At 62.9% G+C, this 19,416-nt stretch carries 20 protein-coding genes and 1 tRNA gene; 11 read left to right on the forward strand and 10 right to left on the reverse strand.

Going from position 1 to position 19,416, the window contains the following annotated elements:
* Positions 1-24: 24 nt before the first annotated feature.
* On the reverse strand, positions 25-1,065 hold the full coding sequence (locus NKJ67_RS20970) for an ABC transporter substrate-binding protein (protein WP_352582815.1): 1,041 nt from the start codon (positions 1,063-1,065) through the stop codon (positions 25-27).
* Between the two features lie 239 nt (positions 1,066-1,304).
* Between NKJ67_RS20970 and NKJ67_RS20975 the strand changes: the two genes are divergently transcribed.
* A complete protein-coding gene (locus NKJ67_RS20975; RefSeq protein WP_127268040.1) occupies positions 1,305-2,006 on the forward strand; it encodes a GntR family transcriptional regulator in 702 nt (233 codons plus the stop codon).
* A gap of 71 nt (positions 2,007-2,077) precedes the next feature.
* Here NKJ67_RS20975 and NKJ67_RS20980 read toward each other — a convergent pair whose 3' ends face one another.
* The 4 genes from NKJ67_RS20980 to NKJ67_RS20995 form a co-directional block, all read right to left on the reverse strand.
* Positions 2,078-2,614 carry a cytochrome c gene (locus tag NKJ67_RS20980; protein ID WP_245469276.1) on the reverse strand — a complete coding sequence of 179 codons (537 nt, stop codon included), beginning with the start codon at positions 2,612-2,614 and terminating at the stop codon, positions 2,078-2,080.
* Between the two features lie 26 nt (positions 2,615-2,640).
* Positions 2,641-4,149, reverse strand: coding sequence for a multicopper oxidase family protein (locus tag NKJ67_RS20985; protein WP_352582818.1), 1,509 nt, complete (start codon positions 4,147-4,149; stop codon positions 2,641-2,643).
* Positions 4,150-4,345: 196 nt separating this feature from the next.
* The gene (locus NKJ67_RS20990; RefSeq protein WP_352582820.1) at positions 4,346-5,110 is read right to left on the reverse strand and encodes an SDR family NAD(P)-dependent oxidoreductase; all 765 of its coding nucleotides are present in this window, start codon (positions 5,108-5,110) and stop codon (positions 4,346-4,348) included.
* A gap of 290 nt (positions 5,111-5,400) precedes the next feature.
* On the reverse strand, positions 5,401-6,816 hold the full coding sequence (locus NKJ67_RS20995; protein ID WP_292703034.1) for a LuxR C-terminal-related transcriptional regulator: 1,416 nt from the start codon (positions 6,814-6,816) through the stop codon (positions 5,401-5,403).
* A 262-nt stretch (positions 6,817-7,078) separates the two neighbouring features.
* On the opposite strand from NKJ67_RS20995, the gene NKJ67_RS21000 reads away from it, so the two are divergent.
* The 3 genes from NKJ67_RS21000 (at position 7,079) to NKJ67_RS21010 (ending at position 8,239) form a co-directional block, all read left to right on the forward strand.
* The gene (locus NKJ67_RS21000; protein WP_127318860.1) at positions 7,079-7,315 is read left to right on the forward strand and encodes a hypothetical protein; all 237 of its coding nucleotides are present in this window, start codon (positions 7,079-7,081) and stop codon (positions 7,313-7,315) included.
* A gap of 172 nt (positions 7,316-7,487) precedes the next feature.
* A complete protein-coding gene (locus NKJ67_RS21005; RefSeq protein ID WP_352582822.1) occupies positions 7,488-7,673 on the forward strand; it encodes a hypothetical protein in 186 nt (61 codons plus the stop codon).
* The gene (locus NKJ67_RS21010; protein WP_352582824.1) at positions 7,670-8,239 is read left to right on the forward strand and encodes a hypothetical protein; all 570 of its coding nucleotides are present in this window, start codon (positions 7,670-7,672) and stop codon (positions 8,237-8,239) included. The genes NKJ67_RS21005 and NKJ67_RS21010 overlap by 4 nt, the downstream gene beginning before the upstream one ends.
* Before the next feature lie 445 nt (positions 8,240-8,684).
* Here the strand turns inward: NKJ67_RS21010 and NKJ67_RS21015 are convergent.
* Positions 8,685-8,761, reverse strand: a tRNA-Arg gene (locus NKJ67_RS21015).
* Positions 8,762-8,980: 219 nt separating this feature from the next.
* Positions 8,981-10,483 carry a sensor histidine kinase gene (locus NKJ67_RS21020; protein ID WP_256746509.1) on the reverse strand — a complete coding sequence of 501 codons (1,503 nt, stop codon included), beginning with the start codon at positions 10,481-10,483 and terminating at the stop codon, positions 8,981-8,983.
* Between the two features lie 278 nt (positions 10,484-10,761).
* On the opposite strand from NKJ67_RS21020, the gene rpmH reads away from it, so the two are divergent.
* The 4 genes from rpmH (at position 10,762) to NKJ67_RS21040 (ending at position 13,820) form a co-directional block, all read left to right on the forward strand.
* A complete protein-coding gene (gene rpmH, locus NKJ67_RS21025; protein WP_008833937.1) occupies positions 10,762-10,896 on the forward strand; it encodes a 50S ribosomal protein L34 in 135 nt (44 codons plus the stop codon).
* Between the two features lie 16 nt (positions 10,897-10,912).
* Positions 10,913-11,266, forward strand: coding sequence for a ribonuclease P protein component (gene rnpA, locus NKJ67_RS21030; protein ID WP_027040126.1), 354 nt, complete (start codon positions 10,913-10,915; stop codon positions 11,264-11,266).
* Between the two features lie 14 nt (positions 11,267-11,280).
* A complete protein-coding gene (gene yidC, locus NKJ67_RS21035) occupies positions 11,281-13,080 on the forward strand; it encodes a membrane protein insertase YidC (RefSeq protein WP_127270245.1) in 1,800 nt (599 codons plus the stop codon).
* Positions 13,081-13,259: 179 nt separating this feature from the next.
* The gene (locus NKJ67_RS21040) at positions 13,260-13,820 is read left to right on the forward strand and encodes a fasciclin domain-containing protein (protein WP_352582827.1); all 561 of its coding nucleotides are present in this window, start codon (positions 13,260-13,262) and stop codon (positions 13,818-13,820) included.
* 383 nt (positions 13,821-14,203) lie between these two features.
* Here NKJ67_RS21040 and NKJ67_RS21045 read toward each other — a convergent pair whose 3' ends face one another.
* Genes NKJ67_RS21045 through NKJ67_RS21055 form a run of 3 tightly spaced genes read right to left on the reverse strand, consistent with a single transcriptional unit; the run spans position 14,204 to position 17,491 of the window.
* A complete protein-coding gene (locus NKJ67_RS21045; RefSeq protein WP_352582829.1) occupies positions 14,204-15,745 on the reverse strand; it encodes a DHA2 family efflux MFS transporter permease subunit in 1,542 nt (513 codons plus the stop codon).
* Positions 15,742-17,034 (reverse strand): HlyD family secretion protein, encoded by a 1,293-nt coding sequence (locus tag NKJ67_RS21050; protein ID WP_127267225.1) that lies wholly within the window; start codon positions 17,032-17,034, stop codon positions 15,742-15,744. Before NKJ67_RS21050 ends, NKJ67_RS21045 begins: the two co-directional genes overlap by 4 nt.
* Positions 17,027-17,491 carry a MarR family winged helix-turn-helix transcriptional regulator gene (locus tag NKJ67_RS21055; RefSeq protein WP_127267224.1) on the reverse strand — a complete coding sequence of 155 codons (465 nt, stop codon included), beginning with the start codon at positions 17,489-17,491 and terminating at the stop codon, positions 17,027-17,029. Before NKJ67_RS21055 ends, NKJ67_RS21050 begins: the two co-directional genes overlap by 8 nt.
* Before the next feature lie 179 nt (positions 17,492-17,670).
* On the opposite strand from NKJ67_RS21055, the gene NKJ67_RS21060 reads away from it, so the two are divergent.
* The 3 genes from NKJ67_RS21060 to yihA all read left to right on the forward strand — a co-directional run bounded on the left by NKJ67_RS21060 (position 17,671) and on the right by yihA (position 19,404).
* Entirely contained in the window at positions 17,671-17,985 is a 315-nt protein-coding gene (locus NKJ67_RS21060; RefSeq protein ID WP_127267228.1) for a peptidase associated/transthyretin-like domain-containing protein, read from the forward strand.
* A 124-nt stretch (positions 17,986-18,109) separates the two neighbouring features.
* Complete coding sequence (locus tag NKJ67_RS21065; protein ID WP_292457343.1) at positions 18,110-18,748, forward strand: CatB-related O-acetyltransferase; 639 nt, start codon at positions 18,110-18,112, stop codon at positions 18,746-18,748.
* A complete protein-coding gene (gene yihA, locus NKJ67_RS21070; RefSeq protein WP_024502094.1) occupies positions 18,745-19,404 on the forward strand; it encodes a ribosome biogenesis GTP-binding protein YihA/YsxC in 660 nt (219 codons plus the stop codon). Before NKJ67_RS21065 ends, yihA begins: the two co-directional genes overlap by 4 nt.
* The last annotated feature ends 12 nt before the right edge of the window (positions 19,405-19,416 follow it).

Raw genomic sequence — 19,416 nt, forward strand, 5'->3', positions numbered from 1 at the left:
CGTGGTTTGGATTGCGGCCGCAGCCTATTGCTGGATCAGATTGTTGAACTTTTCCGTCGCCTCGACCAGGTTGTCGCGCCAGAATTCTGCATCCTGCAACACCTGCTTCTTGACGTTTTCGGGCGCCGAATTGATGTCCTTGATCCTGTCCTGCGGGATCTTGCCGGTCTCGAAAGCCTTCTCGTTGACCGGGCCATTGTCGACATAGAGCGGCAGATTGGCCTGCAATTGCGGGCTGACGAACATCGCCAGCGCCTTCATGGCCGCCTCCTTGTTCTTGGCGCCCTTCGGGATGACCATGCAGTCGGCGGTCAGCACGCCCTGGTCGAAGGAAAAGCTGATCGGCGCGCCTTCCTTTTTCAAGGTGCCGGCGCGGCCGTTCCAGATGCTCGCCATGTCGACTTCGCCGTCCTTAACCAGCTGCATGGCCTGGGCGCCGGAGGTCCACCAGGCGTCGACATTGCCGCGGATCTTGTCGACGGACTTCAACGCGCCGTCGATATCGACCGGATAGACCTTGTCGATCGGAATGCCCTCGGCCAGTGCGGCAACGCTCAGCGTTTCCGTCGCCTGGCTGCCGCTCAGCGCGCGCCGTCCCGGAAACTTTTCCACGTTCCAGAAATCGGCCCAGGTCTTCGGGCCTTTGTCGCCGAATACGTCGGTCCGGTAGATCAGCACGACCGAGGTGTAGGAAATGCCGACCCAGTCGTCGTGGACAAGCTTCGGGTTGATGCCGCTCTTGTCGATGATGCCGTAGTCGAGCTTTTCGAACAGCCCTTCCTTCGAGCCGCGCGCACATTCGTCGGCGCCAAGTTCGGTGATGTCCCACTTCACCGCATTGCCGGTCACCTGCAGCCGGACGTCGTCGAGGCCGTTGGTGGTGTCTTCCTTGATGGTGATGCCGAGCGCGTCGGCGGTCGGCTTGAAAAACGCCTTGGTCTGCGCCTCCTGGTAGGTGCCGCCCCATGAGGCGACGGTGATGGTGTCGCCCGCCATGGCGGGGGCTGCGAACGAAGCCATGAGGCCCGCCATCGCAACGATGCTAACGTTTCTGGTTTTGTTCATTTTTCGGCTCTCCAACCGGTGTTCCCATTGTTTTTGATTTGGCATGCTATTTTGTATACAATTTTGAGTGTAGACTAGCGATCGATGTTGTCAACACCGCCGGCACGCTCGAAATGTACGCTTCGTGCCGGACCAGGTTGGTGAGGGGACGGCTTCGCCGGAGGCGTGGCAAATTGCGCCGACTGCGGCTACAGCTATGCGTGTTCCGGCTGAAAGGCCGGAGAAGTGGGAAGGGAAGCTTGGCCAAGGAAACCAAAAATACGCTGCGCGACTCGGTCTACTCCGCGCTGAAGGCGATGATCGTGACCGGCCAGATCCCGCCGGGCTCCCGCGTCACCGAAAACGACATCGCGGCGAAGCTGACGGTCAGCCGAACCCCGGTGCGCGAGGCTTTCAATCGCCTCGAGCGTGACGGGCTGGTCACCGGCCGGCCGCGCCAGGGCTATGTCGTCACCGAGTTCGACATCAACATGTTCCGCGAGGCCTTCGAGATCCGCGAACTGCTCGACGGCCATGCGACGGAACTTGCGGCAACGGCGGCGACGGAACAGGACAAGGCGCGGCTGCGCGCCATGCTGGCCGAATGCGAAAGGCTGGCAGCCATTCCGGAACGCACGAACCGGGAAAAATTCCAGGAACTGGAAGTCGGCATCGACCTGCACCGCGTCATCGCCGAAATCAGCGGCAACGTCATGCTGCACAACATGCTGTGCGGCATTCTCGACAAGTGCCAGCACTACGTCTGGACCGAACTGTTGTGGCTGGACGAATGGAAGATCGCCCGCGACGAGCACGCCGAGATCGTCGATGCCATCTGCGCCGGCGACGCCGCCAGAGCCGGCACGCTGGCACGCGCCCATGTGCGCGGCTCGCGCGACAATGTGCTGCGCCTGCTGCAGGCCAAGTCGGATTATCGGAATTTTCTGGCGAAGGCGTCTTGATACAGGTGGCCTTCCTGGCATTCCGCATCGCTGCACAAGAGGGCAACAAATGGCGGTGTGATCGCCGGTTCTCACTTCACCTTTTGCCGAAACTTGGAATGGCAGCTTGAGCAATCCTGGAGGATAAGGTGCAGAAGATGCTCCGCCGGCAATCCGGCCGGATCCGCCTCCGTTGTCTTCAGCCGCTTGCCGAGCAGACTGCCCCCGTCCATTGACGTCATCGCGCCCATGCGCATGTCCCCGGTGATCCGGGCAGGCGCGGTTTCGGCCTTGGCTGCCAATGCATCGGCGAGTTCGCCAATGTGACTGGCGAGCGCCTCGAACTCCGGCCGCGCCTGATCGATTTCCGCTTTGGCGCCCGACGGCGCGCCCAGCGTGCCCGCCGGGAATTCAGCCATCAGGGCGGGTCCGGTACGGGCGCTGAGCGCCTCCGCCGCCGCCTTGAAGCTGGCGGCGTCGTAGGCGCGCTTGCCGCCGAACATCTCGGCGATGGTTTTCGCTGCCGCCGCCATAGCCTTCATCGAGGCCTGGCGTGCGGCCACGATCTCATCACTGGAGGCGACCGCCTGCGGCGAGGAGAGGCTCAGCGAACCGGCCAGCGCCAGCACCACCGCTCCGAACGCGATGCCGAACTTCATGCCATGACATCGAGCACGCCCATCATGCCGAGCTGCTCGTGCTCGAGGATGTGGCAGTGATACATGCGCTGCCCCGGCCTATCCTGGCGCAGCAGGAGCCGCACCGTCTCGCCGCGGGCGACGTTCACCGTGTCCTTCCATGCGAGATAGGGCGGCTTGGACACCGCGCCGTCGCGCTCGTGTTCGACGACCTGGAATTGCGTACCGTGGACGTGAAAGGGATGGTCCATGTCGGCCTGGTTGACTATCTCCCAGAGCTCGATCTCGCCGGCCCTGGCGACGAAGTCGACGCGTCCCATGTCGAAGGCCTTGCCGTTGATCAGGAAGCCCATCTCCATGCCGGTGGGTTTCATCGCCATGGTCTCCGTTAAAACGAGCCGCCGGCTGAGGACAGGGTCGGCGAACGGTGCGATCGGCCGCAGCCGCGCCGGCAGCTGCGGCACCGCCTCGGCTTCGTTCTCCGAGACATCGACCGTCAGCAGCGTCAGCCCCGCATCGGCCGGGCGGCCGGGACCCATCCAGCCACGGTCGTAGCCGAGCGTATTGAGCGTGATGGGGCCGGGCCTGTCGAAGGATGCGACCAACTCGAGGCGTTCGCCCGGGCTGAGCAGGATCTCGTCCGCCGCCACCGGCGCCGCGAGCAGCCCGCCATCCGTCCCGATGACTGTTATCGTCGCGCCGTCGAAGGCAAGCTTCAGGAACCGTGCGTTGGTGGCGTTGTAGAGGCGCAGGCGTCGCTTGGCGCCCTTTGCCACCGAGAGCCTGGGATTCTTCTGGCCGTTGACCAGCACGTGGTCGCCAACGCGGCCGTTCATCAGATCGCTCATGCTGTTGCTCGGTATCGAGCCATCGGCGGCAAGTCTGAGATCGGTGAACACCAGCACCGTGTCACCATATTCGGCCGGGATGGGATCGGCCTTGGCCTTGACGACGAAGGCGCCGGCAAGACCCCGATAGACCTGCTCTGCCGTCTTGCCGTGCGGGTGCGGGTGGTACCAATAGGAGCCTGCGGAGCCTTCCGGCAGCTCGAAGGCATAAACGCGCTCGGTGCCCGCCGCAACCGGATCCATCGGACTGCCGTCCTGGTCGGCGGGCACCGGCATGCCGTGCCAGTGGATGGTGCTCACCTCGTTATCGATGCGGTTGGCAAATGTGATCTCGACGCGGTCGCCTTCGAAGGCCTCGATCAGCGGCCCCGGGCTGATGCCATTATAGGCGAGGATTGGTGTGTCGCGCCCCTCGGCGAACCTCGCAATGGCCGGTTCCGCGGTCAGCCTCGCCCTGAGCAGGCCCGGCCGGTCGGCTTCGTTGGCAAGCACCTGCAGGGCGCGCAACGCCTGGCCTTCGGGCAGGGTGACCGCGTCTTGCACCATCGCGGGCATGTCGTGCCCGGCATGGCCGCCCATGCCGGGCATCGACATATCGTCCATCTTCGTCTGCGCCAGCGCACGCGGGCTCGCCAGAACCGTCGCCAGGCTTGCCGTCAGAAATCCGCGTCGATGCATTTCTCCGCTCCTTGCTCTCGATGAAAGGCCCGCCGGAAGACCTCGCGTGACCCTAAGGGTTCCAGCAGCTGGGAGGTCAAGTGAGATCGAGCAGTCGACGGCGACGATAGAAGCTGCCCTGGCGCACGATGTAGTAAGAGCCCGGACCCGCTGTCCGATCATGAACACCGGTCGTTCCGGCGAAGCCGCAGAGTTCTCAGCCCTTGCGCTCCTGAAGGCTGTTGCCGCCGTCGACCACCAGCAGCTCGCCATTGACATAGCTGGCGCCTTCCGAGGCCAGGAACACCACCGCGGCGGCCACCTCATCCGGCCGCCCGGCCCGCGCCGGCGGCGTATGCAGGGCGGCTTGCCGCTCCATTTCGCTCGACGAGCCCGTTTCGATCCAGCCGGGAGCGACGGCGTTGACGGTGATGCCGTTTTTCGCCACTTCGAGCGCCAGCGTGCGCGTCAGGCCGGCCATGCCGGCCTTGGCGGCGGAATAAGCGGCCGTGCCCTCGAAAGACACCAGCGGGCCGGTGACCGACGCCACATTGACGATGCGCCCGTAGCCCGCTTCGACCATCGCCGGCAGAAAGGCCTTCGTGACGAGGAATGCCGTCTTCAGGCTGACGTCGATCCCCTGGTCCCAGTCGGCCTCGGTCATGGCGAGAAACGCCTTGTCGACCGATGGCGATGCCAGCGAGCCCATGCCGGCATTGTTGACCAGTATATCGACCGCCCCGACATCGGCCCGCAGCCGCGCGACATCGGCAGCGATGGTGAGATCGGCGACCACGGCCTTGGCATCGATGCCTTCTGCACGGAGCCCAACGGCGCGATCGAGCACACGCGCACTGGCACCGGTGAGAAAAACGGCATGACCGGCATAGCCGAGCTGCCGGGCAATGGCAAAGCCGATGCCGTCGGCCGCGCCGGCCCCGGTGATCAAAGCGCGTTTGATGCGGGTATGGGGAATGATCAAATCGGGCTCCGCTGGTTCCGCCTGTCGCGGTCTTACCACGCAGATTGGACGACGGCGCTTTGAAGATTTGCTCTGCAGCATTCTGCGCCGCTTAGCCGAGCTTCGTCCTGGTGACCTGCCTAGGCGCCGCCCGAATGCTTAGTCCATTGCGTGGCCGGTGTTGACCAGCCATCCTGCCACCGCCGTGCAGTCGCAGGCCGTCACTCGTTCCCGCCGTTCGGGTTGGAGCCCGCCATGACGCAAGTTGACACGCAACCGGACCTTATGCGCCCAATGTCATCCTCGATAGGTCACTTCCATGGCAGTCCTGCTGCGCTGAGGCGTGACCACAGGTTATTTCTAAACTCCGGACCGCGCGCTTGCTGCAATCGATCGACATACTCGCCGGTCAACCTGGGCGACTCGCGCGAGACGAACGACACGTCCTTCCGCGCAGACTCGAGATCGCCCATCCCCATGTATGATGCAGCCCGCAGGAGCCGTGCCCAGTGGTATTCAGGCAGGACCATCAGAAATCGATCAAACGAGGCAGTCGCGGCGTTATAGTTCCCGCCGGCGTATTCGGCATCGCCCCTGAACAGAAAGATCGGATGATAATTCGGACTGAGAAGGTCGGCCCGCGCGAAAGCTGCCTGTGCACCTTCGAGATCTCCGGCGTAAGTTAGCCCAATTCCCAGCCAGGTACGACACTCTGCATCGTTCGGATTGAGTGCGATGGCCCGCCACAGGCAGCCAAGGCCCGTCTGCAAGTTTCCGAGATAAGTCTCGGCCAATCCGAGAGCACTGTGCAGAGATGCTTCCCGGTCATGGCCACAAAGTCCGGCCCGAGCCTCATCACCAGCCCGGCGAAAGGCCTGGACGGGTTCAGTGGACCATCCGTTGAAGCAGGAGTGGAAATCGACCCAGGCAAGAGTCTCCCTTATCAAGGCATGCTCTGGCTCGGCGGCGAGGAGCCTTTCACAGAGACGCCGCGCTACGACCATGCCTTTCGCCGTCGGCCGTTCGACGTGGTAAAACGCCTTCAGATAGAGCTTGTGGTGCTGAATTGCTTCCTCGAGGGCGGGCGGGCCTGCCGCGTGCTTCATCAACACCTGGAAGAGGTTTCCGCTGATCACGCCTGTCAATTCGTCATGCGATGACGTCTGGGCGAGATCATATCTTGCGCTCCAGACCTCGACTTCCTCCTCGGCGTCCACGAGATGCGCGAAGGCGTGCATGGCTTTGTCTTGGCTATGGACCGCGACCTCCAGGACATAGTTGGCTCCCGTGGTCCTGCCGATTTCCTTGACAGTGAGATGCCGCTTCGCGAGCGCGAACATTGTGGCCGCTGCGACGATTCCGATCTGGGAGAAGCGTCCGAGCTCTGCGGTCAACGCGCGCGTCAATGCATCCGCATCGGTCCTTGTTTTGCCGAACTGACCCTTGACCGGCATCACCGCCAGCCGCGGTTTTTCGCTTTGATGGGGTGACAGCCCGCCTGGCCTGGCGCCGGAAGCGCCGGCAAAGTACGCCGCGAGCCCGATCTTGGTCCGCACCCCAAGTTTTCCGTAGATGGTCGCAAGGTGAGTGCGAACAGTGGCCGGAGCAATGAAAAGCGCCTTGCCGATCTCCCGATAGGTCAGGCCGGCGGCAAATTTTTCCGCGACCTCGCGCTCACGACCCGACAATGCGACAAGCGTTTGAGCTTTCGAAGCGCCGAGCACCATTGTGGACCCCCGTCCTTGGAAACCCCTCCGTAGCCGAAGAATGCTACAGAAGAATGCTACAAATGCACTAGGCCGAATACCGCATCTGCCCGATTCCGCCGCAGGCTCGCACGGCGCAAGCTTCCCCGACGGCAACAAACAATCGGCTAAGGGGGGTTCCATGCGTCCTGTATCCATAGTGCTGGCATGCACGGCCTTGGGCTATTCCGCCCAACCGTCACCTTCTTTCGCAAGCGGGTGCCGACAGTTGCTGGAATCAAACGTGAAAATCGCCAGCATGCATGCCTATGCCAGCATCTTGGCCAATGCTGCCCGCAACGGCTGGAACTACACGCCTGAATCGATCGTCAGCGGCTCGAAGCGTCACTTCGAGGAGATGAGTCTCCAGTTGATCGCAGCCGGTTATGAGATTGTCCCCGCCAACGCTCACCCGCACTGCGCCAATCTGAACAGGGCGGAAAACGACGAGAGCACGATGACGACCGAGCCGAACACCTAAGGAAGCCCGATCGACCGCGGTCTGATCTAAGCTGGTCTCACCGCGCGCCACATACACCAGCTTTTGTCGAAACATCGATATGTCGAAGGTGCGGGCCAACTGTCTGCTGCTCGGATCGAGATGATCCAGCACGTCTTCTGCGTGCGCTGCCTGATCGCGGGGTTCGTTATCAATGATCATGCATGACCTTCCCGATGCCGCCGGAGAGCCGGGCGACACTTCAGGCCTGTCGCGTTTCGCCGCGGCAATCCGTTCACGCATGGTAGGTCCCGGAGGATATTACAATCTCGGCAATGGGCTCGGGCTGGCGACGGGCGTCATGGTCCAGATCGTTGCCGTGCCGCCGGTTCCGCCGTGAGTGGCCATGCCGCGCTCCTCGATTATTTCGTTGGCAGCATCGCTGCCCTGTCGCTCACCCTGGCCACGCTGGTCTTCTTCTGGAGCGGCGAGATCTACTGCCGCGCATGGGCCAGGAAGCCGTCCCCAGACGTGTCCCTAAACCGCCTTGGCGACATGACGTCAGGGGTCGGGGCGATCGGACTCGGCATCGCCCTGTTCCTGTTCGGCGAACCTGTGCTTGCGGCGACCTCGGGCTTGCTGCATGCGCTCGGCAAGTTCGGCAGCGCCTTCGAGGACGGCAAGCCGTTGCCCGGCTGGCCAGCCAACTGGCCCAATCCGTTCCGGAGTGCCGTTCCGGAGTGCCGTTCTGGCCAGCCGTCTGCCGGCGCTGGTCTCGGCCGCGGTGGGGAGCGGCGGTGCCCTGCAACTGGTATGGTCGGGCGCTTCCTGGACGCTCGTCGCAGCGCCGCTGACATTGCTTGTCTGCTATCTGCTTTGGCCAAGGCAGACCTGTTGCTGCTGCTCCAGGAGGTGCGAGCCGGGAGCGCGCCGGCATCGTCCGCCGGCAACCGAGATCGAACGTGACGGCCCATGTCGAAGACAGAGGCCCCTGCTTGCAGGTGCCTTTGGGGGTTTGGCAACGTCGCGCAGAAGACCGTGCTGGATCATCTGCAGCATCAGAAGACTCTTCCGGAGTTGAAGCGCACCAAATTCGAGGTGCGGGCGAGGGCCGGAGCGGAGAGCGCGCCTCATCCCGCCGATCAGCATGTATGAGAACGCGAGGAATCGGCGGCAGTTGAAAACGGCCTTTTTTCGGACAGTCATTCCCTAGATTTTGCGTTGGGAGCCGGCAACATCAACACCGGTGCCCCATGCGTGTACCCAGCGACCGCGATGACCGCCAGCCCGATCCGTGCGAATCTGATCGAATCGTCTGTTGACCAACAGGCGGGCCACCATTCGTCAGGAATTCATGCCGATACGGTTGATTAGCGAGGCCTGAAAGGCAAGCAATTTCAGCTGGATGGAATGGCGCGCCCGAAGAGATTCGAACTCCTGACCCCCAGATTCGTAGTCTGGTGCTCTATCCAGCTGAGCTACGGGCGCGCAACAGGCCATGCTTTCCATGACCCCGCAATCCGATCGTGAACGACCGGTCGCGACGAGACGTGTTCCCTAGCGACTGAATTTCGGAAAAGCAAGCCGATCCGGCAAAAGTTTTGTCACAAGTGCCTTGGCCGGCGATGAAGGCTGGGATTCCGGCACCTGGCAACGGTCCGAAGTCGAGCCGGTTCCTGCTCATTGGAGACCCAGCGCCCTAAACGGTCAGGCGGGGCGGCGCAGGCCATTGCGCGCCTGGTCGAGCCGGACCGGCTGATCGGGGATGGTGACGGCGAATGTGGTGCGCCCGCCAATGCTCTCGACCAGTTCCACCGTGCCGCCATGCGCGCGGATCAGTTCGTGCGCGATCGCCAGGCCAAGGCCGGTGCCGCCGCTGCGCGCCGAGCCGCGAAAGGCCGCGAACAGGTTTTCCCGCGCCTTGGGCGGCAGGCCGGGTCCGGTGTCGCTGACGGCAATGCGGCTGACGCTGCCCAGACGCACGGCCGAAACCGCCAGGCGGCGCACCAAGGCGTTTTCGCTGTCGGCCGCCATCGCCTGCACGGAATTCCGGCACAGATTGGTGAGCACCCTGAACAGCTGGTCGGAATCGGCATCGACCTCGAAGGCCGGCTCGACCGAATTGACGAACTCGATGCCTTGCTCGATGTCGAGCAGGCCTTGCACGTCTTCGACCAGCTGCCGCAGCCGGAGCCGGCGGCGCGCGGGCGGCGGCTCCTGGGTGCGGCCGTAGTGAAGCACGCCTTCGGAATAGGACACGGCACGGTCGAGTGCGCGCAGCAGTTTCGGCGCGAAGGCCTGCACGGTCGGATCCTTGACCTGGCGCAGGCGGTCCGACATCAGCTGCGCCGAGGCCAGGATGTTGCGCATGTCATGGTTGATCTTGGAGACCGCGAGGCCGAGGTCGGCAAGATGCTTCTGCTCGGAGAGCATTTTTTGCAGCCGCTCCTGCATTTGCGACAGCTCGCGCTCGGCAACGCCGATCTCGTCGGCGCGGGCAGCCGGATGGATGATCCGTCCGGGATCGTCGGGGGCCTCGGAGAAGGACAGCATCGAGCGCGTCATCGTGCGGATCGGCCCGATCATGATCAGGTCGATGGCGGCGTAGACCAGCATGGCGGTGAACAGCGAGATCAGCAGCGAGACGAAGGCGACGTTGCGCGAATAGCGCAGCATCGCATTGCGCAGGCTGTTGTCGGGCATGATCAGCTCGAACTCCTTGTCCGAGTCACCGACCGGACCGAAGACGCGCAGCATCCGGTCGCCGCCGAAAAACAACGTGTCGAGCGCGCCGGTCATGCCCTTGATCATGCCGATCGAGGCGATATCGATATGCGCGTCGACCTTCGGCGGCATTTCGGCCACCACCAGCAGCCGCGAGACGCCGCCGTCGCGCACCGCGATCGCCTTGGCGCCGATCGCCATCAGCACGTCGTTCTGGGCCGTGCGCGACAGCGAGGCGGGCTCACCCTGCACCAGCACGATCGACACCGCAGCCGCCGTGCTCAGCCGTTCCTTAAGCCAGTTCAGCCGGTAGCTGGCGATCCAGGGCAGGAAGATCAGCACTTCGGCCAGAAGCACGAAGACGATGGTCAGCAGCAGCAGCTTGGTCGACAGGCCGCGCGACAGCGGCACCGTGCGCACGGCGGCTGGCGCCTCGGTGGACGCCGCCGTGCCGATCCCTTCCTGTGCCTGTATGGTTTCGCTCATGCGGCTAATGTCTTCACGATCACTTGATCAACGCAGATTAGGCGATTACGGCTTTTTTGCCAATTTCATCCTTGGTCGCAAACATAAACCGGTCTGAACGGAGCCGGATTGCGCCCTACGACTCCGGATTGACTTCCAAAAGCCTTCTTTCTATAAGCCCGCACACGCTCGGGCCATTCGTCCCGGCGCGGTTTCGATCGCGCCAAAGCCGGCCCGGCAAAGCTCCTGTTACACAGTGACAGAATCAAGAAGGGCCGCACCCCGCGGTATTAAAACAAATGAAGCGTACCTACCAACCGTCTAAACTCGTCCGCAAACGTCGGCACGGCTTCCGTGCCCGCATGGCCACCAAGGGTGGTCGCGGCGTCGTCGCAGCTCGCCGCAACCGCGGCCGCAAGCGGCTCAGCGCCTGAACGGAAGACGAGATCGTTGCCCGCAACCGGCAAGCCAGTGGGACCAAATCCCAAGCGGCTTCTGAAGCGCGCGGAATTCCTGGCTGTCCGTCGTGGTGAAAAACGACGCGGGCGGCTTTTTCTCGTTGAAGTTCTCGACCGCGGCGACGGCCTGTCGCCGCGCGTCGGCTACACCGTCACCAAGAAGGTCGGCAATGCGGTTGTCCGCAACCGTGTCCGGCGGCGGCTGCGAGAAGCCGTCCGTACGCATGCTGCAAGTGACATGGCGCCTGGCAATGATTATGTCATCGTCGGGCGCGAAGACGTGCTTACCACTCCGTTCGGCCAGTTGAAGGCCGAACTCTCCCGCCGACTGCGCGGAACACGATAGGCCAAGGGCTTTCGATGGAAAACAACCGGAACTTCTTCATCACCATCGCGCTGTCGGTGCTGATCCTTGCGGTATGGCAATATTTTTACGTGTTGCCGCGCAGCGAAGCCCAGCGCGAGGCGGCCCGCGTCGAACAGCAGCGCATCGAGGAGCAGAAGAAGGCCGCCGGTACCGACACCGGAACGCCCGCCGCACCTGGCGCCATTCCGAATGCACCGGGTACCGACGCCGTGACGCCGGCCGGCCGCGAACAGGCGCTCGCCACGACGACCCGCGCGAAGATCGACACGCCGAGCCTCGAGGGTTCGATCAACCTGACCGGCGCCCGCCTCGACGACCTCAAGCTCAAGCACTACACCGAGACGGTCGACAAGAACTCGCCCGAGATCAGCCTGCTCAACCCGGCGGCACTGCCCAATGGCTATTATGCCGAGATCGGCTTCGTCGGCAACGACAAGACCGGCGCGGTGCCCGGTCCGGAGACTGTGTGGACCGTCGACGGCAATGCGACGCTGACGCCGACAACCCCGGTCACGCTGACCTATTCGAACGACAAGGGCTTGACCTTCAAGCGCACCTTCTCCGTCGACACCGATTACATGTTCACGGTGTCCGACACGGTGCAGAATGCGGGCACGGCCGCCGTCTCGCTGTCCAATTACGGCCGCGTCACCCGCTTCGACAAGCCGCTCGTTGCCAGCACCTATGTGCTGCATGAGGGCCTGATCGGCTTCACCGGCACCGAAGGCCTGCAGGAGCACAAATACGCGTCCATCGAATCGGACAAGCAGTTCACGCCGGGCAAGTCGACTGACGGCTGGTTGGGCATTACCGACAAATACTGGGCGGTGACGCTGGTGCCGACCGAAAAGCAGCCGTTCCAGCCGCGCTACGCCTTTTTCGAGGACGGCCGCCACCGCTATCAGTCCGACTTCCTGACCGACCCGATAACGGTTGCCGCCGGTCAATCGGCGACAGTGGAGAGCGAGATCTTCGCCGGCGCCAAAGAGGTCGGCAAGATCAACGCCTATGCAGAGGACCGTCAAATCAAGCGGTTCGATCTTTTGATCGACTGGGGCTGGTTCCACTTCATCACCAAGCCGATGTTCTGGCTGATCGACACGCTCTACAAATTCTTCGGCAATTTCGGTCTGGCCATCCTCGCCACCACCGTCATCGTCAAGGCCATCTTCTACCCGCTCGCCAACAAGTCCTACGCGTCGATGGCGAACATGAAGAAGGTGCAGCCGAAAATGCTCGAGATCCGCGAGAAATACGCGGACGACAAGATGAAGCAGCAGCAGGCGATGATGGAGCTGTACAAGACCGAGAAGATCAATCCGATCGCCGGCTGCTGGCCGGTGGCGCTGCAGATCCCGGTGTTCTTCGCGCTCTACAAGGTGCTCTACATCACCATCGAGATGCGTCATGCGCCGTTCTTCGGCTGGATCCAGGATCTGGCCGCGCCCGATCCGACATCGCTGTTCAACCTGTTCGGCCTCATTCCGATCACGCTGCCGCATATGCTGATGATCGGCGTATGGCCGCTGATCATGGGCGTCACCATGTTCCTGCAGATGCGCATGAACCCGACGCCGCCGGACCCGACGCAGGCGGCGATCTTCACCTGGATGCCTGTCATCTTTACCTTCATGATGGCGGGTTTCCCGGCCGGCCTGGTCATCTACTGGGCCTGGAACAACACGCTGTCGATCCTGCAGCAAGGCATCATCATGAAGCGCCAGGGCGCCAAGATCGAGCTGTGGGACAATCTGGTCGCGCTGTTCCGAAAGAAACCATCACCGGCCGAATAGAAGGCGCAGCGCTTTCTCCAGCCTTCAAAGCCCCGCCTCGCGCGGGGCTTTTTCGTTCAAGCCGCTTTCGGCATCACGTTCCTGTGATCGGCGAAACTTGCGCCCCGCCGGCGGCGTGACTGCCTGTGCGTTTCCAAAGGCTATCAATTCCGATCAGCCCTCACCCGGAGGAAGACCATATGCGCTTGCCGTCATTCAGGACCATCGCCCTTTCCGCGTTCGTCGCCGGCGTGGCGATTGCCGCGCCCGCCTATGCCAAAAACCCGAATGTCGGCGGCGCGCCGATGTACACCACCAAGAACATCGTCGAGAACGCCGTCAATTCGAAGGACCACACGACGCTGGTCGCCGCGGTCAAGGCCGCCGGCCTGGCCGACACGCTGCAGGGCGCTGGCCCGTTCACAGTCTTCGCCCCGACTAACGCGGCGTTTGCGAAACTGCCCAAGGGCACCGTCGACACGCTGCTGAAGCCGGAGAACAAGGGCAAGCTCACCAAGGTGCTGACCGCGCATGTCGTGGCAGGCAAGATTTCGGGCGCCGAAATGATGAAGAAGGCCAAAGCGATGGGCGGCAAGTACGAGATGAAAACCGTCTCCGGTGACACGCTGACCGCTGAAGTCAAGAAGGGCAAGCTCTACATCATGGATGAGTCAGGCGGCGAGGCGCGAGTGACGATCGCCGACGTCAACCAGTCGAACGGCGTCATCCATGTCGTCAACAAGGTGCTGTTGCCGAAGTAACGGCTTTCGGCAAAGGGGATCAAGGCAGGTCCGTCGGGGCTTTCTCGGGCCTGCCATCCCCATCTCATGACGAGGTGCCATGTTTCTTGGGAAGTCGTATCGGCATCGGCCGGGGTCCTGTCCCTCACAGGACCCCGGTTTCTTTTGGTTCATGGACCGAAGACCGTAGAGAACAAATACCTGAACGGAGGGGGTAGCCGAGATGCCGGTTAGCCGGCAGGAAATCGTATCCGGCGATTGCCGTCCTCAATCAGCTGGATACTTGGGCAACCTAGCATCACGTGCAACGGGACAGCCGACGACGTCGCCATACGTTGTATTTCCATTTTGTCGACAGTGACGCATTCGAAACTTGCTTCAACAAAAGGCCCTCGACCAAAACATCACTCCATCACGGCGCTGTGGTCGATCTTCGCCGGAGTCGCCGGCTTGCGCAGCAACAGAACCAGCGGAATGGCGGCAAGCGACAGGATCATCATCAGCTTGAAGTCGTTCATGTAGCTGATAACAGTCGCCTGCAGCGTCACCACGCCGTCGAGCGCGGCGCGGCCCGCGGCGCTGTAGGGATCCATCGCCTGGAAGATGGCCGGATTGCTGAAAGCCTGGTTGTAAGGCGTCACATAGGTGGCGATGTTGGCGTGGTTGATCTGCACGTTCTCCGTCAACAGCGCGGTGACGACGGATATGCCGACGCTGGAGCCGATGTTCCGCGACAGATTGTAAAGGCCTGTGCCTTCCGCGCGCCGCTCCGGCGCCAGCGTGGCGAAGGTGATGGTGGTTAGCGGCACGAACAGGAAGCCCAGGCCCGCGCCCTGGATGAAGCCGGTGCTGATGATCGTCCATTGCGAAACATCAGGGGTCCAGCCGGTCATGTCGTACATCGCCCAGGCGGTGACCAGCAGACCGGTCAACAGCAGCCAGCGCGTGTCCACCTTGCCGATCAGCCTGCCGACCAGGAACATGCAAGCCATGGTGCCGAGACCGCGCGGCCCCATGACGATGCCGGCCGTCACCACCGGATAGCCCATCAACGTCTGCAGATAGGGCGTCATCAGGGCCAGCGAGGCCAGATAGGTGATGCCGATGATGAAGATGAAGATCATGCCGACGGCGAAATTCCTGTCGAGGAACAACCGCGGGTTCACGAATGTGTTTTTGGCGGTGAAGGTGTGGACGAGGAAGATGTAGAAGGCCGACGCGCAGATCAGCGCCTCGACGATGATCTCGGACGACGAAAACCAGTTGAGCTGCTCGCCGCGATCAAGGAACATCTGCAGCGCGGCGATGGTTATGCTGAGCATGCCGAAGCCCAGCCAGTCCAGCCTGGCCTTGAGATCCGTCTTGGTTTCCTGGACGAACATCGAGACGCCGGCGAAAGCCAGGGCCCCGATCGGGACATTGATGTAGAACACCCAGCGCCAGCTGACGTTTTCGGTGAGCCAGCCGCCGATGACCGGCCCGAGCACCGGCCCGACCATCACCGAAACGCCGAACAGCGCCATCGCCGAGCCGCGCTCCTCGACGCTGTAGATGTCGAGCAGGATGCTCTGCGCCAGCGGAACCAGGGCCGCGCCGAACAGACCTTGCAGCAGGCGGAAGCCGACGATCTGCGGCAGCGACTGCGCGAAGCCGCACAGCACCGACGCGACGACGAAGCCGGTGATGGATATCAAAAGGATGCGCTTGCGGCCGAAACGATTGGCAAGATAGCCCGAAGGCGGCGTCATGACGGCCGCCGCGACGATATAGGACGTCAGCACCCAGTTGATCTGGTCGGCACTCGCCGAGACGCTGCCCTGGATATAGGGCAGCGCGACATTGGCGATGGTCGTGTCCAGCGCCTGCATGATCACGGCCAGGATCACGCAGGCGGTGATGGCGCCGCGATTGGCGACCACGCCACCTGTCGCGGACGCGCCGGTCATGACTTTTGTCCGAACCGGCCGAGCAGGTCCGTCACGAAGTCCGGCAGGCCGCGCGCATGGCCGGTGTCGATGCCGACCACGACGCTCATCCCGCCACGCAACGGCGGCTTGCCCTGGAGATCGTCCAACGTCACGCGCATCGGAATGCGTTGCACGACCTTGACCCAGTTGCCGGTGGTGTTCTGCGCCGGGAGCAGCGAGAAACTCGACGATGACGCCGGGCTGATCGAGGCGACCGTACCGTGCCAGACGGCACCGGGGTAGCTGTCGACGCTGATCGTCGCCGTCTGTCCCGGCCGCACATAGGTCAGTTCGGTTTCCTTCGGCTCCGCCGCAATCCACAGATCGGTCGCCGAAATCAGGCTGAAGGCCGGCTGCGAAGCCGGCAGGTACTTGCCGACCTGAAGCGCGTCGACATTGGTGACGATGCCGTCGAACGGCGCCTTGACGATGGAATCGGCAAGGTTGCGCTGGGCGTCGTCCACCGCCGACTGCGCCTGGAGGTAGAAGGGATTCTTCTCCACCGGCTGGCTGGCGTCGCCGCCAAGCTGGGCAAGCGTCGCCTGTGCCTGCGCCTGGGCAACGGACACTTTCTGGCGGGCGGCGACGAGGTCGTGCTGGGCGCTGTCGAAGGTCGCCTTGGAGGAGGTGGAGGTCTTGAGCAGATCCTGCTGGCGCTGGAAAGCGGCCTCGTAATAGGGGATGTCGGCCTGCGCCTGCTCGATCAGCGCCTGCGACTGCTGGTAGCTCGCCTGCAAGGTCAGCACCTGGTTGCGCACAGTGCCGAGCTGCGCCTGGGCGGCGGCAAGAGCGGTTTCGAAAGAGGCCGGCCGCAGCCGGAAAAGCACCTGGTCCTTCTTCACCGCCTCGTTCTCGTGCACGTCGATCTCGGACACAGTGCCGGAGACATCGGTGGAAACGCCGAGCGACTGCGCCTGGATGTAGGCGTTGTCGGTCGTCATGACCTGGCCGCCGATGACGTAGTAATAGCCGCCGACGACCAGCGCGACCGGAAGCAGGGCAAACAGGATCGGCCGTGCCCGGCCGCGCTTGGGCTTGACCGGCGCCGGAGGCGCCACCGCAACCGTGGCCTGCCGTGGCTCCTTGGACGGCGCCTCGAGCGCCGCCGGCTCCAGGGCGACCGGTGCTTCGAGCTCGTCATTGCCGATGAGGGTGCCGGCTCGCCTTTGTTCGCGTTCGCTGTCCAGTCGGATGATCTGGTCGCGCGCCCGGCCGGCGGAGGATCCGTCTTCTTCGGCAGGCTTCTTTGGTGAGGTTGATTCAGCCATGTGTTTTCTCCCGGTCGGCGGCAGGCTGGGTGCAAGCCGCGAGCAGATTGGATTTGATGAGGGATAGGGTTTGCAGCAGATGCAGCTGGGCATCCGCGGAAAGACCGACAAAGGCCTCGTCCCGCGTCTTCTGCCCATTGGTACGCATGGTTTCGATGAGCGGATAAGCTTGCGGCTTCAGGTAGAGCAGCCATGCCCGGCGGTCAGCGGGATTGGGCCGGCGCTCGATGAAGCCGCGTGCCTCCATCTTATCGAGCAGCCGGGCGAGCGTGATCGGCGTGATCTCGATAAGATCGGCCAGTTTGTTCTGGTGGATGCCCTCATGCAGGCAGAGATAGGCGAGCACCTGCCACTGGGCGCGGGTCAGCCCCGATGCCCGCGACCTCTGCTCGAACCGCTTTCGAAGCAGGCGCGCGACATCGTGCAGCACGAAGCTGATGTTGGGTGACGATGGCATGGAAGGTACTGAGGTTCTAAGGCGCAACTTTTAGTGAGCATGCTTATTATCATCATGCACATAATCCCGCTGGACGCGGTGCGCAAGACGGACTAAGCCCGCCTGGAAAAAATGACGCATGTGCTGCGACACCATAAAAAGGCTCAGGTAGCAGGCTGTTGCCGGGCAAGGATAGGACGATGAATTGGCTGAAGATCGTGACCGTGGCGGCCATCGCGGGATGGCCTGGCATTGCGCTCGCAAAGGACGCCGTCAGCTGCGGCGGCGCCGCCATGCTGGGTGGCGCGCAATTGAACTGCAGCCACGTCGAACCCCAGGCGCCGCCTCAGTTTTGCACCTATAGCTGGGCTCTCCACATGCCGGCCGGAGACCAGAAAATCGTCGAAGGCAGCTTCATGCTGCCGCCCGGCGCGGCGAACGTCACCGTCTATCAGGGCAGCGGTTTCGACAGCGCAATGTCCGATCCGATCGTGATCTGCCGCGGCGGCAAATGAGCAAGGCCGTCAAGGAAAGCTCGCTCGTCGCCCGATTGGTGCTATAGGGCGGATCACGCTATTTTGAACGGGCGCATTCGAGTTTCGGATGTGCCTGGCTGCCATTTCTCTGACGGATTTCGACATGGACGGACCCAACCCAGACATCAAGCACCCGATCCCGATGCATACCCGCGTCGGCTTCCTCAAGGGACTGGTGAATGCGCCGAACATCGAGATCGGCGACTTCACCTATTATGACGACCCCGACGGGCCGGATAAATTCGCCGAAAAATGCGTGCTGCACCACTATCCCTTCATCGGCGACAAGCTGATCATCGGTCGGTTCTGCGCCATCGCCGAGGGCGCGCGGTTCATCATGAACGGCGCCAACCACGCCATGTCCGGCTTTTCGACCTATCCGTTCAATATCTTTGGCCATGGCTGGGAAAAGGGTTTTGACCCGGCGACCTGGTCCAGGGAAGTGCGTGGCGACACCATCGTCGGCAGCGACGTCTGGATCGGCATGGAGGCGGTGATCTTGCCCGGGGTGGAAATCGGCCACGGCGCCATCATCGCCGCGAAATCGGTGGTGACGCACGACGTGCCGCCCTATGCGATCGTCGCCGGCAATGCGGCCAAGGTGGTGAAGATGCGTTTCGACGACCGGACAATCAGGCGGCTGCTGGCGGTGGCGTGGTGGGACTGGCCGGTGGACAAGGTCAGTCGCAACCTCGATGCTATCCGGGGCGCCGATATCTCTCTTCTGGAGGCAGCAGCTTGAACGCTCTGAACAGCAGCATAATCGGCACCGAACTGTTTACGCGGGGGTGGATCTTCATCCGCGGCGTGCCGGCCATGAAATTCCTGCCGCCGGAAGGGCCGCCGGAAATCGCCTTTGCCGGCCGCTCGAATGTCGGCAAGTCGTCGCTGATCAACGCGCTGGTCAACCAGAAGGGGCTGGCGCGCACCTCCAACACGCCGGGGCGCACGCAGGAGCTCAACTATTTCGTGCCGGACGGATTTTCGGGTGAGGGCGCCGACCTGCCGCCCTTGGCGCTGGTCGACATGCCCGGCTATGGCTATGCCACCGCGCCGAAGGAGAAGGTCGACGAGTGGACCAAGCTGGTCTTCGACTATCTCAAGGGCCGCGTCACGCTGAAGCGCGTCTATGTGCTGATCGACGCCCGCCACGGCATCAAGGCCAAGGACGACGAAGTGCTGTCGCTGCTCGACAAGGCGGCGGTGTCCTACCAGATCGTGCTGACCAAGACCGACAAGATCAAGACTGCCGGCGTGCCGAGGCTGATCGAGGAGACGCTGGCAAAGATCAAGAAGCGGCCGGCGGCGTTCCCGTTCGTGCTGGCCACCTCTTCTGAAAAGGCCGAGGGCCTCCAGGAATTGCAGGCGGCCATCGTGCTTGCCGCCAATGGCGGCTAAGCATCCACACCT

Source organism: Mesorhizobium sp. M0088 (assembly GCF_040322895.1).
GTDB lineage: Bacteria > Pseudomonadota > Alphaproteobacteria > Rhizobiales > Rhizobiaceae > Mesorhizobium.

Excerpts from the sequence above, each read along its gene's own strand:
- NKJ67_RS21040 (WP_352582827.1), top strand. The coding sequence starts at position 13,260 with ATGCGCTTGCCGTCATTCAGGACCATCGCCCTTTCCGCGTTCGTCGCC.
- NKJ67_RS21020 (WP_256746509.1), bottom strand. The coding sequence starts at position 10,483 with ATGAGCGAAACCATACAGGCACAGGAAGGGATCGGCACGGCGGCGTCC.
- NKJ67_RS21050 (WP_127267225.1), bottom strand. The coding sequence starts at position 17,034 with ATGGCTGAATCAACCTCACCAAAGAAGCCTGCCGAAGAAGACGGATCC.
- NKJ67_RS21045 (WP_352582829.1), bottom strand. The coding sequence starts at position 15,745 with ATGACCGGCGCGTCCGCGACAGGTGGCGTGGTCGCCAATCGCGGCGCC.
- NKJ67_RS21055 (WP_127267224.1), bottom strand. The coding sequence starts at position 17,491 with ATGCCATCGTCACCCAACATCAGCTTCGTGCTGCACGATGTCGCGCGC.
- NKJ67_RS20985 (WP_352582818.1), bottom strand. The coding sequence starts at position 4,149 with ATGCATCGACGCGGATTTCTGACGGCAAGCCTGGCGACGGTTCTGGCG.
- NKJ67_RS20995 (WP_292703034.1), bottom strand. The coding sequence starts at position 6,816 with ATGGTGCTCGGCGCTTCGAAAGCTCAAACGCTTGTCGCATTGTCGGGT.
- NKJ67_RS21005 (WP_352582822.1), top strand. The coding sequence starts at position 7,488 with ATGATCATGCATGACCTTCCCGATGCCGCCGGAGAGCCGGGCGACACT.
- yidC (WP_127270245.1), top strand. The coding sequence starts at position 11,281 with ATGGAAAACAACCGGAACTTCTTCATCACCATCGCGCTGTCGGTGCTG.
- rpmH (WP_008833937.1), top strand. The coding sequence starts at position 10,762 with ATGAAGCGTACCTACCAACCGTCTAAACTCGTCCGCAAACGTCGGCAC.
- NKJ67_RS21060 (WP_127267228.1), top strand. The coding sequence starts at position 17,671 with ATGAATTGGCTGAAGATCGTGACCGTGGCGGCCATCGCGGGATGGCCT.
- NKJ67_RS21065 (WP_292457343.1), top strand. The coding sequence starts at position 18,110 with ATGGACGGACCCAACCCAGACATCAAGCACCCGATCCCGATGCATACC.
- NKJ67_RS20970 (WP_352582815.1), bottom strand. The coding sequence starts at position 1,065 with ATGAACAAAACCAGAAACGTTAGCATCGTTGCGATGGCGGGCCTCATG.